The sequence below is a fragment of the Deltaproteobacteria bacterium HGW-Deltaproteobacteria-2 genome (assembly GCA_002840505.1).
In the GTDB taxonomy this organism is placed as follows: Bacteria; Desulfobacterota; Syntrophia; order Syntrophales; family Smithellaceae; genus Smithella.
In genome coordinates, this window is sequence record PHBC01000002.1 from 79,805 (window position 1) to 93,623 (window position 13,819).

General features: G+C 41.6%; 15 protein-coding genes. 9 read left to right on the plus strand and 6 right to left on the minus strand.

Going from position 1 to position 13,819, the window contains the following annotated elements; translation table 11 throughout:
• Positions 1-26 precede the first annotated feature (26 nt).
• Complete coding sequence (locus tag CVU62_04705) at positions 27-1,343, minus strand: hypothetical protein (protein PKN38162.1); 1,317 nt, start codon at positions 1,341-1,343, stop codon at positions 27-29.
• A 252-nt stretch (positions 1,344-1,595) separates the two neighbouring features.
• Here CVU62_04705 and coaBC point away from each other — a divergent pair, with 252 nt between their 5' ends.
• The 7 genes from coaBC (at position 1,596) to CVU62_04740 (ending at position 8,053) form a co-directional block, all read left to right on the plus strand.
• Positions 1,596-2,804, plus strand: coding sequence for a bifunctional phosphopantothenoylcysteine decarboxylase/phosphopantothenate--cysteine ligase CoaBC (gene coaBC / locus CVU62_04710; GenBank protein PKN38163.1), 1,209 nt, complete (start codon positions 1,596-1,598; stop codon positions 2,802-2,804).
• 182 nt (positions 2,805-2,986) lie between these two features.
• Positions 2,987-3,529, plus strand: a complete 543-nt coding sequence (locus tag CVU62_04715) for a uracil-DNA glycosylase (protein PKN38566.1) — start codon at positions 2,987-2,989, stop codon at positions 3,527-3,529.
• 33 nt (positions 3,530-3,562) lie between these two features.
• Positions 3,563-4,864 (plus strand): serine protease, encoded by a 1,302-nt coding sequence (locus tag CVU62_04720; protein PKN38164.1) that lies wholly within the window; start codon positions 3,563-3,565, stop codon positions 4,862-4,864.
• A gap of 39 nt (positions 4,865-4,903) precedes the next feature.
• Positions 4,904-5,668 (plus strand): hypothetical protein, encoded by a 765-nt coding sequence (locus CVU62_04725; GenBank protein PKN38165.1) that lies wholly within the window; start codon positions 4,904-4,906, stop codon positions 5,666-5,668.
• A gap of 65 nt (positions 5,669-5,733) precedes the next feature.
• Entirely contained in the window at positions 5,734-6,045 is a 312-nt protein-coding gene (locus CVU62_04730) for a hypothetical protein (protein PKN38166.1), read from the plus strand.
• Positions 6,046-6,079: 34 nt separating this feature from the next.
• Positions 6,080-7,261: an aspartate aminotransferase gene (locus tag CVU62_04735; protein ID PKN38167.1), complete on the plus strand. Its 1,182-nt coding sequence runs from the start codon at positions 6,080-6,082 to the stop codon at positions 7,259-7,261.
• Between the two features lie 342 nt (positions 7,262-7,603).
• Positions 7,604-8,053 (plus strand): hypothetical protein, encoded by a 450-nt coding sequence (locus CVU62_04740; GenBank protein ID PKN38168.1) that lies wholly within the window; start codon positions 7,604-7,606, stop codon positions 8,051-8,053.
• 234 nt (positions 8,054-8,287) lie between these two features.
• On the opposite strand, the gene CVU62_04745 is transcribed toward CVU62_04740, so the two are convergent.
• From CVU62_04745 to CVU62_04765, 5 genes are all read right to left on the minus strand, one after another.
• Complete coding sequence (locus tag CVU62_04745; GenBank protein PKN38169.1) at positions 8,288-8,836, minus strand: hypothetical protein; 549 nt, start codon at positions 8,834-8,836, stop codon at positions 8,288-8,290.
• 17 nt (positions 8,837-8,853) lie between these two features.
• Positions 8,854-10,068, minus strand: coding sequence for a hypothetical protein (locus tag CVU62_04750; protein ID PKN38170.1), 1,215 nt, complete (start codon positions 10,066-10,068; stop codon positions 8,854-8,856).
• 12 nt (positions 10,069-10,080) lie between these two features.
• On the minus strand, positions 10,081-10,350 hold the full coding sequence (locus tag CVU62_04755) for an acylphosphatase (protein PKN38171.1): 270 nt from the start codon (positions 10,348-10,350) through the stop codon (positions 10,081-10,083).
• Positions 10,351-10,436: 86 nt separating this feature from the next.
• On the minus strand, positions 10,437-12,446 hold the full coding sequence (locus CVU62_04760; GenBank protein PKN38172.1) for a DNA ligase (NAD(+)) LigA: 2,010 nt from the start codon (positions 12,444-12,446) through the stop codon (positions 10,437-10,439).
• The gene (locus tag CVU62_04765) at positions 12,446-12,826 is read right to left on the minus strand and encodes a hypothetical protein (GenBank protein PKN38173.1); all 381 of its coding nucleotides are present in this window, start codon (positions 12,824-12,826) and stop codon (positions 12,446-12,448) included. The genes CVU62_04760 and CVU62_04765 overlap by 1 nt, the downstream gene beginning before the upstream one ends.
• Here CVU62_04765 and CVU62_04770 point away from each other — a divergent pair.
• On the plus strand, positions 12,813-13,304 hold the full coding sequence (locus CVU62_04770) for a YfcE family phosphodiesterase (GenBank protein PKN38174.1): 492 nt from the start codon (positions 12,813-12,815) through the stop codon (positions 13,302-13,304). The two genes, CVU62_04765 and CVU62_04770, sit on opposite strands and share 14 nt — an antisense overlap.
• Before the next feature lie 23 nt (positions 13,305-13,327).
• Positions 13,328-13,813 carry an HIT family hydrolase gene (locus CVU62_04775; GenBank protein ID PKN38175.1) on the plus strand — a complete coding sequence of 162 codons (486 nt, stop codon included), beginning with the start codon at positions 13,328-13,330 and terminating at the stop codon, positions 13,811-13,813.
• Positions 13,814-13,819: the final 6 nt, after the last annotated feature.

Sequence of the window (13,819 nt, forward strand, 5' to 3'; positions counted from 1 at the left end):
TATTAGAGAGAAGGAAAAGAATAATACTACCTGATGATATTGTCTTTAATCCAATGCGGATCCCACCACTCCTGCGGATTGACAAATTGTCCACCGGCAAGAATACTGAAATGTAGATGATCTCCACCAGCTAGACCGGACAATCCGGAATTGCCGATTTTTTCACCCTTCGCTACATTCTTGCCGACGCTCGTATTAATGACGGATAAATGACCGTATAAGCTGAACAAGCCCAGTCCGTGATCGATAATAACAGCGTTTCCGTAAATGCCCAATGTTCCCATGAAGACAACAACGCCGCTGTTGGCGGCCTCAATAGGTGCCTGAGCGTTGGATGCCAGGTCAACCCCGGTGTGAATAGATTCACCGACAATTTTACGATCAAAGACATAATCTCTCTTGTCACCGTAAAGAGCCATGGGAGCCGCATTACTCATGCGCAGGAAAGTTCCTTCCCAAAGAGCTTTAGGTGTAGACTTTTTGCAAATATTTTGAATGGTCAGCAAATTTTCGTTACGCGTTTGAGAATTGATATAGGTAAATACTTCCAGTGGAGTTTTGCCTTGTAAAGACGGAATCATTGCTTGAAATTCAGGCATTTTCTGCTGCAAAAAACTTGCACTCAAATTCATTTTATCGTGACGGAATTTCTTTGCCTTAATAACGCAGGGGAAGGCAACATTTGTTTCGTTACCGGCTTCATCACGAGCGAAAATCATTATTCTGGTCTTGGTTTTATCTGCATCCATCGGTACTGCGAAATAAATGACATAAGAAGCCTTATTGTCAATCAGTGTGGCTTGGCCGGGAGTAAAACAATTATTAATGTAAGCTCCTGTATCAGTAATTTTTTTAGATGACTGGTAAGCGATAAAGCCTGTACCACCCTGATTTATGTAATTGACGGTTTTCAGCAGATTAATCTGTGGCGGAATTGTATCAATTTTCACATTTTGGGATAAAATATTTTGATTTTTGAAAAGAGAATAGTCCGTAGCCGAAACTTTGATAGTGGCCGGGCCGTCATGGAGTTTCAAATCAGCTGTATTTACAGCAATGGATAAGCTTTCCTGTTTTTTCCCTTTGGAGGGGATTTTTTTATCTGCCAAAATCTGGCCTTTGTTATCCTGGATAATTTCCACATTCAAATGTGAAAGACCGCTCTGTGAATCGGAAAAATTAATTTCCAATATTTTTTGTCTGCCGATGGCGGTAACACCTTGAACAAATTTGATTGCGGGTTTCCCTAATTCCACATAACTGCCGAAGAAAAACCAACCCAGAGCAACGATAACTAAAATGGCTATAGAAATTTTGATATATAATAAATTGAATCTTTTCATAATAATCCCCTAAAAATGTGAGATGATGCGTCTGCGGGGCTTATAATAACTTTAATGATGTTTTGCAAGACAAATCTCCGCGCCAAATAAAGGTTAGTTCAATACTAAACTTTTCTAAAATATATTGAAGGTAATAAAGATAATTATGCCTTGATATTGTTGAAAAGCGCTGTTATATTTCGTAAATAGATTGAGTGCAGTTGTATTTCTGATGAGCGGTTTGAATAACAATATATCGGGAAGATTAGTGATATGCTGGAGAACAAAAAAATTGTTTTAGGTGTTACCGGAGGCATTGCCGCCTACAAGGCGGCGGAATTAATTCGTGCGCTCATTAAGTCAGGGGCGCAGGTAAAAGTTATCATGACGAAAAGCGCAAAAGAATTTATCACGCCCTTAACACTGCAGACACTTTCACAGAATCAGGTCTATACGGATATGTTTGTTCCGGCGGATAAATATGAAATGGCACACATAACTCTTGCGGAATTTGCCGACGCGTTTGTTATTGCACCGGCAACGGCAAACATAATCGGAAAAATTGCTTCGGGCATTGGCGATGATTTGTTATCTACTACAATTATGGCTCAGGAAAAACCAACGCTTATTTGTCCGGCCATGAATGACAAAATGCTTGCCAATCCCATCGTTCAGAAAAATATAAATAAACTTAAAAAATTCGGTTACGCTGTAATGGAAAGTGCGGAAGGCGAGCTTGCATGCAAAACAAAGGGGAAGGGGCGTTTGCCGGATATTGCGGAAATTGTCGAAGCAGTAGAAATCCTTCTTACTCCCAAAGACTTTGCCGGCGTGAAGATTTTAATTACAGCCGGTCCTACTGAAGAGCCTTTGGATCCTGTACGTTTTATTACCAACTTATCATCGGGCAAAATGGGCTATGCATTGGCCGTCGAAGCGCACAGAAGAGGCGCTGAAGTTACTTTAATCAGCGGTCCGACAAATTTACCCCTGCCACCGGTAGGGAAAATCATCAAAGTGCGTACGGCAAAAGAAATGCACAAAGCAGTTATGGATAATTATAAAAAAGCTGCAGTTATTATTAAAGCCGCTGCCGTAGCCGATTATAGCCCCAAAGAATTAGCTACGGAAAAAATCAAAAAAGACAAGAAAACTCTTTCTCTGGAATTGAAAAATAATCCTGATATCATTGCCGATGTCGGAAGGAATAAAGGCAGGCGCATACTAGTTGGTTTTGCGATGGAGACGCAAAATCTGTTGGCTAACGCCAGAGAGAAACTCAAAAAGAAAAACATGGATTTGATTGTTGCCAATAATTTACGGGAAGAAGGCGCCGGTTTCCGGACAGATACAAATATAATTACGATAATTGATCGCGCAGGTAAAGCAGAGTCTTTAGAGAAGATGACTAAAATAGAAGCGGCGGGCGCGATTCTTGATCGCGTCAAAAAAATAATTAAAAAAAGTAATGGTAAAAAATAACGGGAGAACATTTTAATTTGGCGGCGGAAGAATTACAGAGGGAATTGCTTAAAGCTGTTAAGGCGCTGAAGGGGCAAGTGATAAACAGAGACAGCTTGTCTGTCGGGATTGATTGGAAAAAGACACGTCCGGTGTCCGCATCAGTCAGTCATGTGAAAACCGGTGGCTCAACAAAAGAAGACATGTTGAAAATAGTTCATCAGGAAATGGCAAACTGTCAGCTTTGCCCCTTGGGAAAAACAAGAAAAAATCTTGTTTTTGGCGTTGGTAATCCCGAAGCGAAAATAGTTTTTGTCGGGGAAGCGCCCGGGGCTGATGAAGATGAACAGGGGCTGCCCTTTGTAGGAAGGGCTGGACAACTCTTGACGGACATTATTAAGGCGATGGGTTATCAACGTAAAGATGTTTACATCTGCAATATTCTCAAATGCCGTCCGCCGGGTAATCGCAATCCACAACCGGATGAAATAAGCAAATGCGAATCTTTTTTAAAAAAACAATTGCAGATTATTACACCAAAAATAATATGTGCTTTAGGAACCTTTGCCGCCAAGACGCTATTAAATACTGATATACCCATATCCGCATTACGCGGCCGTTTTCATTCCTACGAGGGAATAAAATTAATGCCGACATATCATCCGGCATATCTTTTACGTAACCCTTCGGCCAAAAAACAAGTCTGGGAAGATGTCCAGATGATTATGAAAGAAGTTAAGCCCTAATCATTCAAAACAATTAGCGAAAGAGGTGAAACAATGTCCAGGAAGATAATTTTCACATTGATTGCGGTTTTATTACTCATGAGTTTTGGAACTTGGGCCGAAGAGAAGAAACCGGTATTTAATGTTATTACAATCGATGGCGTTATTACATCGCCGACGGCAAAATATATCTCCAAAAGCATAGAAGATGCAAAAAAAGATAATGCTGAAGGTTTGATAATTTTACTCGACACACCTGGCGGAATGGACACGGCAATGCGCGATATCGCTAAAAGTATTCTCAATGCGCCACTGCCGGTAATCGTTTTCGTTTCTCCTCCTGGAGCTCGTGCCGCATCGGCGGGAGTTATTATTACGGAAGCGGCTCACATAGCCGCAATGGCTCCCGGTACAAATATTGGAGCCGCTCATCCCGTGGCGATCGGTCTTGGCGGCGGGAAGGATATGGATAAAACAATGTCTGCGAAAGTGGAAAACGACGCTGCCGCTTACGCTCGCAGTATTGCAAAATCAAGAGGGCGCTCTGAAGAATGGGCCGAAAAAGCTGTGCGCAAAAGCGAATCAATAACTGCCGAAGAAGCGCTTAAACTAAAAGTTATTGATTTTGTAGCTCCTGATATCGAGAAACTTTTAGTTGCCATTGATCAAAAAGAAGTAAATTTGGCCAAAGGTAAAAAGAAAATATCAACAAAAAATGCCGTAATTAATAATAAGAAAATGGGGACACGTCAGGGGATTCTTGCTGCTATTTCCGATCCGAATATTTCTTATATTCTTTTGTTAGTAGGATTGGCAGGCTTGTATTTCGAACTTTCCACACCCGGAGCAATATTACCCGGAGTAATCGGCGGCATATCGCTCTTGCTGGCGTTTTTTGGTCTGTCCACATTGCCGGTAAATTATACCGGAATATTAATGATAATATTCGGTGTAATTTTATTTATTGCGGAGATAAAAGTTATGAGTCACGGCATGCTTACTGTCGGAGGGATAATTTCACTAATTATGGGATCATTATTATTATTTGATACAACGGAGCCTGCCTTACGCCTTTCTTTTCAGGTTTTGATTCCGGCCGTTTTGGTTGCTTCCGGTTTCTTTATTGTGGTTATCTGGCTGGCGATTAAAGCGCAAATGCGGAAACATTTTTCAGGATCGGAAGCAATGGTCGGTGCCGAGGCGGAAGTGATGAAGGATATTGACGAAGAAGGGGAAGTATTTTTAATGGGAGAGTACTGGAAAGCTTCAAGTAAAGAACCGGTTAAGAAAGGGGCAAAAGTAAGGGTTGTTAAGGTTGTAGGTCTGAGATTAATCGTGGAAGAAATAAAAAAATAACTAATATTTTAAGGAATAAATTAAGGGAGGATAATTATAATGATTGGTACTTTTTCTTTGCCTTTAGTTGTTGTTATCGTATTGATTGTAATGTTTTTGGCATCCGCAATCAAGATAATGAACGAATACGAAAGGGCTGTTATTTTTCGTTTAGGCCGCATCAGAGATGTCAAAGGACCGGGATTGATTATTATTATTCCCGGCATTGACAGAGTGGTGAAGATAGATATGAGGACAATTACCATGGATGTTCCTCCTCAGGATGTTATAACGAAAGACAATGTTTCGATCAAAGTAAGCGCCGTTGTTTATTTTCGCGTTATGGATGCAAATTCCGCCGTGACCAATGTGGAAAACTATCTCTTCGCCACATCACAGCTCGCCCAGACCACACTCAGAAGTGTCTGCGGCCAGATGGAACTTGATGAAATCCTTTCCGAACGCGAGAAGATTAACATGCGTTTGCAGGAAATTCTCGATCGCAGCACTGAACCATGGGGCATTAAAATATCGCTGGTGGAAGTCAAACACATTGATTTACCCGAAGAAATGAAACGTTCTATGGCGAAACAGGCCGAAGCGGAAAGAGAAAGAAGGGCAAAGGTCATTAACGCGGAAGGTGAATTCCAGGCCGCGCAGAAATTAATTGAAGCTGCGGCTTTAATGGAAACTCAGCCGATGTCATTGCAGCTGCGTTATTTGCAGACGTTGAACCAGATTGCGTCGGAAAATAATTCCACAACGGTATTCCCGATACCGATTGATCTTTTTAAACCATTTTTAAAATTGGCTGAAAAATCTTAAAAAATGTAAGGCAGGAGTATAAACTCCTGCCTGCAAAATATAATTTTATTTTTGGAGGGAAACTTATGCCTAACGAAAAGCGCAATATTATTACCGGTGGTCTTATTTTAATTACTTTAGGTATATTAATCTTTGTAAGCAGGACATCAATTTATAGTTTTGGTCAAACATGGCCGATATTGATAATTGTTATTGGAATTTCCACAATTTTTCAGAGAGCAAAAGATTTTGGCGGCTGGTTTATAACAATTGCGGGAGTATTGTTTCTCGCAAATGAATTTTATGGTCTTGAACTTTCCAAATTCAACAAATATTTATTGCCTGCAGTCCTGGTCTTACTGGGAATATTTCTTATATTAAGACGAAAGAAAAAATGATTGAGTAATAATTACCGAACGGGATTTTATAAATATGACTATTGCTAAAAAAATCAAATCATCAATGTCTCAATCATCGATGATCCGCAAGATGTTTGAGGAAGGAATTCTTCTTAAAAGAAAACATGGTACGGATAAGGTTTATGATTTCAGTCTGGGGAATCCCAACGTGGAACAGCCGGACGAATTTAAATCCGAGCTGATTAACCTGGCCCATGAAATTATCCACTTGAAACACGGTTATACGCCCAATGCCGGATATCCCGAGACAAGACAGGCTATTGCCGGCAAAATCAATAGGACAACAGGGTTGAAGATGTCAGCAGATCATATTGTGATGTCCTGCGGCGCCGGAGGAGCGCTAAACGTCATTTTTAAGGCACTCCTTGATCCCGGTGATGAAGTGATTATTCTTAAACCTTTCTTTGTTGAATATCCTTTTTACATTGAAAATTATAGTGGTGTCGTCAAGTATGCTCAAACCAAAGCTGATTTTTCTTTGGATATCGCCGCTATTTCCAAGGCGATTAACAGAAGGACAAAGGCGATTATCATTAATTCGCCCAATAATCCGACCGGTAAGGTTTACAGCAAAAAAAATATCACGGATTTAGCCAGGCTGTTGAAAGAAAAGGGCCGGGCATACAACAAGGCAATCTATCTTATCTCTGATGAACCGTATGCGGAAATAGTATTTGATGGTGTCACCGTGCCCAGTGTACTGAAGGCTTATGCCAACAGCATTGTGGCCTATTCTTATTCCAAGACTTTGTCTTTGCCGGGAGAACGAATTGGTTATATTGCCGTCAATCCGAAAATTCATGAATCCGACAATTTAATCAACGCGCTGATTCTATGCACGAGAATTATGGGATTTGTGCATGCGCCGGCTCTGATGCAGCGGATAGTTGCCAGACTTCAGGATGTGGCTGTTGATGTGAAAGTCTATCAGAAAAAGCGTGATTTGCTCTGTGCAGGTTTGGCTAAAGCAGGATACAAATTTGTAAAACCACAGGGAGCATTTTATTTATTTGTAAAAAGCCCGATTCCCGATGATGTAGAATTTGTCAAAATGCTTTTGAAAAAAAATATACTTGTCGTGCCCGGGAGCGGTTTCGGTGGACCAGGCTATTTCCGTATTGCCTATTGTGTCGATGATGCGACAATCATCAATTCCATGAAGGGTTTTGCGGAAGCAATCAATGACACTCGCTAAAAACGAATCCCGACGGGATGAAGTTTGAAGCGTAAGTGGAATTGATCCCGAAAGCGAAGCTATTCGGGATCAAATGCGGGAGATTCCTCCTTGCCGTCTCGTATGACAATAGATAATGTTTTTAAATCATATATTTAGATATAGGACTTAAAGTATTTTCGATGGGGTTTATTTCGCAAATTTGCGGTGTTTATGATATTACAGTGAAGCTCAAATTTTAAAAACGCAGTAAATTAGAATTTGTAAACTGAAATATCCCGCAAAACGGAGGGGCAGAGACCCGTGATACAAGATCCATATAAACAATGTTGGACATAAAATTAATGACCAAAGGAGGATTAAATGAAACTACGAAAAACATTGTTATTAGTATCGGTTATATTTTTGCTTGTTTCATTAGCATCACTAGCCACAGCATCTGAATTCGATTGGATGCCAAAATTTAATATTCAAGCACAAGCAGATCCATCTGGATTCCGTGCAAGGATCGCCACTCGTTTTAATATCGGGGATGCACAGATCACAACCGTACTCAGTAATTTTTCCCAACCTGCGGATGCCTATGTCGCTCTGCGATTGGGAGAAATGTCCGGAAAACCAATTGACTACGTGACTGAACAATACAAAGAAGGTAAAGGTCGAGGGTGGGGTGCACTGGCAAAAAGTCTGGGTATTAAACCCGGTTCTCCAGAGTTCCATGCCCTCAAACGCGGTGATGATCTCTATGGCCAAAAAGGTAAAGGTAAGAATAAGAGCAAGAGCAAGGGCAAGGGCAAAAAATTAAATAAGTAAAAGCAAAAAAAGTATGTCACTGATGAAAGGAAATAACCTGAGAAATATCAAACAAGCCACTCAAGCCGATCGCAGCTTGCTGGGATGCTCCGAATGATTTTCTCGTGAATTCCATTTCTAAATCAATGATGATATCGCGGCGGCTAGGAGGAGGCGACGAGGCGTATTATACATACGTCGAGGAAGCCGACGACGAAGCCAACAAAGATAGCACTTGATTTAGGAATGGAAAGATTATTCTTTTCCCATGAATATCTCAATCCACGCCAGGAAACCTTTTTCGCCCACTGCATCATAATGACTTTTATCAATGCAGGTTTCTTTGGCGATACTCACAAGCGGAGTGTAACCGGATTTGCCTTCATGAACGCTTTTTTTGCTCAAAAATCTGCTCTTCTCGCCACTTGTTGATGAAAGAACCACTATGGGGATACCGGCGTTTTTCCTTTTGCTTTCGTATTCTTTTTTAAGCCTGTTAATAACTTCCCAGCCATCCATTACAGGCATGTTCAGATCAAGCACGATCAGGATCGGGTCTCGAAGATACTTGGAACGGATGAAACCAAGCGTCTCCAAGGCTTCGGCGCCGTTGGTTGCTTCGAAAACAACGACGGATGAATCAAATGCTTTGACATCCCGGGCGATCTTCATTCTGATACCTTTCTCATCATCCACAATCAAGACAGTGTTTTTTTTCGGATCCATGTTACGTTTAATGGAATCCAGAAGTTTCGAATAATCGTCTTTTTCAGAAGATGTGATATCAATAGGATTATCTATCATGATGAACCTCCTTTATGCTAAAGTATAATAGTGAACGTTGTTCCGTTGTTGTCTATATCACATTTTATCGTTCCGCCGTGCACGTCAATAATTTTCTTTGTGATTGTTAATCCGAGACCGCTGCCGCCTTCTTTTTTCGTTTTGAACGCCACAAAAAGATTATTAGCTATTTCCGGCGGCATACCTGGACCATTATCGCTGATTACCAGAACAACATGCCCGTTTTGCTCCGCTGATGAAATTCTGATCCTGGGATGCGGCACTTTGTGTTCAACAAGTGCTTCAACTCCATTCTTGCACAGGTTGAAAAATGCCATTTTCAGTTGCGACGCATCAAGATTTTTTAATCCGATTTTCTTGTCAAGGTCAAGCTCTACGATAAAATCAGAGGCTTTGAGTTCAACCGCCAGAGCTTTCACCGATTCGCCAGTCTCAACCAGCACATCGTTGACATTCACCGGGGTGAAATTGGGGCTGTATATATTTGTAAACTCAAGATACATCCTGGCAAGATTGGCGCCTTCCTTGATTGCACTTTCCGATAGCTCGAAATCCTGCTTGATGTTTTCATCGTCAAGAATAGCAGGGGTCTTCCGGCGAATATCTTCTTTTAGATATTTAATCCATGACAATCCTGATATAAGTTTGTTTTTGAGCTCGTGTATTGCCTGATACGAAGTTTGACGCAGTCTCGTCACTTCCATGCCGAACGCAACAATCGGCAGAATCCATAATACACCATTCAGCCGATCCATGAAGGGCATATTTTCTTTAAAAGATGTTAACGAAAATTCTTGCGCACCGTGCTCTACATCGATTTCCGGGAAAATGTTGTGCTCAAACAGCAGTTGCAGGGCGCCGGTGTTGTTTGCCACATGGTCTCCATCTGTGGATTTTAGGATGGATTGGATAGGAATGCTTAACAGGTATTTTGTCTTATGTTGAATCTGCGTGTCCACACCATCGAAATGCCGTTTATCGGTAGGTGCGTAAGTATAAACGACCTTGCTCTCGTTGACTGTAACTCCGGCAATGCTATCGAAAGGCACCCGAACACCGATGAGTTCGACAACATCGGAGAACAGGAATTGCAGATGCACACCTTCTTCGCCGAGAATTGAGCCGCCTGTCGCGCCGGTAAGCTTAATGCAGGTTTCCAGCGAGGCCTTGAGCAACTCTTCCGGTGTGCTGCCCAGACTCAATTCTACTATGTTGCGGAGATAGTCTTCCATAAATATGCTGCCTTACTTGATATGGAAATCCATGAATTCACCGATAAAGGGTTCTTCCTCAGTCATAACTTTTTCAACCCTGGCCGAAGGTGGTCCAATATGACACCAATCCAGCATTTTATCCACGTTTTCATCGTTACCTTCAAAGACAGCTTCTACGCGGCCGTCGGCAATATTGCGCACCCAGCCGGTAAGGTTGAAACCCTTGGCTGTTTGTTGTGTTACCGCGCGAAAGAATACTCCCTGTACTCTGCCGCTAACATATACGTGAACACGTTTCATGAATACCGTTCTCTTTCTTCGGCAAAACTGGATTCTCGCCGGAGTATAATCCCGCGCATGCGGGACGGGAATGACAACCTTCTGTATTACCTGCCGATAAGTTTTAGAAATTCTTCCTCGCTGATAATTTTAACTCCTGAGGATTTTGCCTTGTCCAGTTTGGAACCGGGGTCACTTCCGGCAACGACATAAGTAGTTTTCTTTGTTACACTGGAATGGATTGAGCCACCAAGATTCTCAACAATGGTCTTGGCATCGTTTCTTCCCATGCTTTCCATTGATCCTGTAAAAACAAATGACTTGCCTTGCAAGGGGGCATTGTTATCTATTTCTTTTCTCTGTGGTTTTACACCGGCTTTGCTGAATTTATTCATGACATCAATGTTTTTGTGTTCGTGGAAAAATTCCACGATACTTGCGGCTATTTCCGGGCCGATTTCATTTATAGCCGTCAAATCTTCCTGTTTTGCCGTAATGAGATTTTCCATGCTGCCGAAACGCGCGGCCAGAAGTTTGGCGGTGCGTTCTCCCACGTGTCTTATACCCAGAGCGTAGATGAATTTATCCAAAGGAGGATTTTTGGATTTTCCGATGGCTTCGATTAAATTCTGAGCCGATTTTTCCGCCTGCCGATCAAGAGCAACAAGCTGTTCCTTGTTTAAAAAATAAAGATCGGCCGGATCGGCAATCAATTTGGCATCGAAAAGCTGAGCGGATACTTTTTCTCCCAGGCCTTCAATATCCATCGCTCCGCGCGATGCGAAATGACGGATATGTTCTTTTAACTGCGCCGGGCAGGAAATGTTGACACAGCGGTGCGCAACTTCTCCTTCAAAGTGGACGATTTCCGAACCGCATTCGGGGCATTTGGCAGGCATTTTAAATTTCTTCTCATTACCCGTTCTCTTTTCCGGAATTACCCTGACGACTTCAGGAATAACGTCGCCGGCGCGTTGAACAATAACCGTGTCGCCAACGCGAACATCCTTTTTGATAACTTCATCTTCATTATGTAATGTGGCACGGCTGACCATGACGCCGCCAACATTAACGGGTTCCATTATGGCAACAGGTGTTAACGTGCCCATGCGTCCAACGCCGACAAGAATTTCTTTAACAACCGTAGTTGCCTGTGCCGCAGGAAATTTGCAGGCCAGTGCCCAGCGGGGATTGCGAGAGACATTACCTAATTTTTTTTGTAAAGCCAGATTATCAACTTTCAAGACTATGCCATCGATTTCGTAAGGCAGGCTTTCGCGCATAATGCCGATGCGTTCGAAATATTTAATACCGGCGTTAATATCACGGGTCTGTTCAATGTTTTTATTTACAGGAAAACCCCAACCCGCAAGAGTATGCAGTGCTTCCCCGTGAGTTGAAAAGCTTATATCTTTCGCATCGCCGATGCCATAGAGGAAAATATTGAGAGGACGGCGTGCGGTTATTTTGGAATCGAGTTGTCGCAGAGAACCGGCGGCGGCATTGCGGGGATTAGCAAACGGTTCTTCGCCATCTTCGATACGCCGGAGATTTAATTTTTGAAACGGTTCTTTCTCTATATAAACTTCGCCTCTTATTTCTATAAAAGAAGGAGCAGGATTGTTTGATGTATGTTTCATTTTTAAGGGCAGGGAAGGAATAGTCTTGAGATTTTGAGTCACATCTTCACCGGTGGTTCCGTCGCCACGTGTAGCTCCCTGCTTGAAAATGCCGTTTTCATAAATTAGATTCACAGCCAGGCCATCAAGTTTCGGTTCGGCAATGTAGGAAATGTTATCCACTCCAGCCAGGCGTTTGATTCGGTTATCAAACTCAATTATCTCTTCGTTAGAGAAAGCATTACCCAGACTAAACATAGGCGAAGGATGATTAAAAGGAGCAAATTTGGCCAATGGGGAGGCGCCTATTCTTTGTGTCGGAGACGTGGCGGAAAATTCTTCAGGATGATGGCTTTCCAAATCCTGAAGTTCCCGCATTAAACGATCGTATTCAGTGTCGGAGATTTCAGGAGAGTCCTGTTGATAGTAGCGTTTATTGTGATACTCAATGATATTTCTTAACTCGGCGATCCTTTTTAAATCGGCTTGTTTATCCATTACTTAACCAGTTTTAAATGAGGTTTGCCTTGAGGTTTATCGGGTTGTTCTGTTTTTACCGGAGCTTTATTTTTTAACAGCATTTCGTTAAAAATAGCATTTTTAGCTCGCACAGCGTTTATTATCGAAAATATAATTACAGCTTTTTCCCAGTCGGGAGAAGTAGAAAATTGTTCTATTTGATTTTTGTATTTTTCCCATAAAGAGGTGAGGGAAGCTTCATCAAAATGCAATATGCTTTCAGCAATATTTTGTAGAGAATTTTCCAGATTATTCATACTTAAAATAATAACTTTACTTAGCACTAAAGTCAAATTAAAAGCTTGTTTTTTTTGCCGCTTGCAGCTAATAATTACAGTATAAATTATGGAAAATAACATAATAAAAATCGGCGTAATTTCCGATACTCATCTGACAGATTATGATGAAAAAATGAGAAGATGCGTCGTAGAACATTTCAACGATGTAGATATGATTCTTCATGCCGGAGATTTAGTTGATCTTCGGGTTTTGGAAATATTCGAGGGTAAGAAAATTAGAGCGGTATGCGGTAATATGGATAATGTTTTCGTAAAAGAGAAATTTCCAGAGCATTTGCTTTTTGATATAAAGGGGTTTAAATTCTTGCTGATTCATGGCTGGGGATCTCCGTTGGACATTGAAGAAAAGATATCAACCCGATTTAAAAATGTAGATTGCATTATTTATGGACATACACATAAACCGGCAAATCATAAACAGGGTTCCGTCCTGTTCTTCAATCCCGGATCGGCAGTAGATAGATCTATGGGGTCTTCCAGGACGGTAGGCATATTAGAAATTGACAAAGATATAAAAGGTAGGATAATTAACATCTGATTAAAAGCAGGCTGGTTTTGAGTATGGAAACAATATTTGCACCCTGGCGCATGGACTATATTAAAGGAGAAAAACCTGACGGCTGTGTTTTCTGCAAGTGCTCTATCAGGTGTGAGGAATTTATCTTGTTTGAAGGCAAAACCGCTTATGTAATGATGAACAGATATCCGTATGTAAACGGACATTTAATGATAATACCACAAAGGCATACGGGGAAAATTGAAGAACTGACTCAGGAAGAAAGAAAAGAAATATTTGATCTTCTGGAAACAGCGATTAAGGCACTGCGAGAAGCCATGAGACCGGATGGATTCAACATTGGCGTAAATATCGGCAAAGCGGCGGGCGCCGGAATTGAAGACCATTTTCATGTTCATGTTATTCCACGCTGGGAAGGAGATACTAACTTCATGAGTGTGGTTACAAATGTGCGAGTAATACCGGAGGATATAACCAAAACGGCGGCTAATCTTGCCCCCCTTTTTAAGAAGTATCATCAGGAGGGATGATGTTAT

Coding starts and splice junctions, on each gene's coding strand:
- CVU62_04705 (PKN38162.1), bottom strand. CDS start 1,343: ATGAAAAGATTCAATTTATTATATATCAAAATTTCTATAGCCATTTTA.
- coaBC (PKN38163.1), top strand. CDS start 1,596: ATGCTGGAGAACAAAAAAATTGTTTTAGGTGTTACCGGAGGCATTGCC.
- CVU62_04715 (PKN38566.1), top strand. CDS start 2,987: ATGTTGAAAATAGTTCATCAGGAAATGGCAAACTGTCAGCTTTGCCCC.
- CVU62_04720 (PKN38164.1), top strand. CDS start 3,563: ATGTCCAGGAAGATAATTTTCACATTGATTGCGGTTTTATTACTCATG.
- CVU62_04725 (PKN38165.1), top strand. CDS start 4,904: ATGATTGGTACTTTTTCTTTGCCTTTAGTTGTTGTTATCGTATTGATT.
- CVU62_04730 (PKN38166.1), top strand. CDS start 5,734: ATGCCTAACGAAAAGCGCAATATTATTACCGGTGGTCTTATTTTAATT.
- CVU62_04735 (PKN38167.1), top strand. CDS start 6,080: ATGACTATTGCTAAAAAAATCAAATCATCAATGTCTCAATCATCGATG.
- CVU62_04740 (PKN38168.1), top strand. CDS start 7,604: ATGAAACTACGAAAAACATTGTTATTAGTATCGGTTATATTTTTGCTT.
- CVU62_04745 (PKN38169.1), bottom strand. CDS start 8,836: ATGATAGATAATCCTATTGATATCACATCTTCTGAAAAAGACGATTAT.
- CVU62_04750 (PKN38170.1), bottom strand. CDS start 10,068: ATGGAAGACTATCTCCGCAACATAGTAGAATTGAGTCTGGGCAGCACA.
- CVU62_04755 (PKN38171.1), bottom strand. CDS start 10,350: ATGAAACGTGTTCACGTATATGTTAGCGGCAGAGTACAGGGAGTATTC.
- CVU62_04760 (PKN38172.1), bottom strand. CDS start 12,446: ATGGATAAACAAGCCGATTTAAAAAGGATCGCCGAGTTAAGAAATATC.
- CVU62_04770 (PKN38174.1), top strand. CDS start 12,813: ATGGAAAATAACATAATAAAAATCGGCGTAATTTCCGATACTCATCTG.
- CVU62_04765 (PKN38173.1), bottom strand. CDS start 12,826: ATGTTATTTTCCATAATTTATACTGTAATTATTAGCTGCAAGCGGCAA.
- CVU62_04775 (PKN38175.1), top strand. CDS start 13,328: ATGGAAACAATATTTGCACCCTGGCGCATGGACTATATTAAAGGAGAA.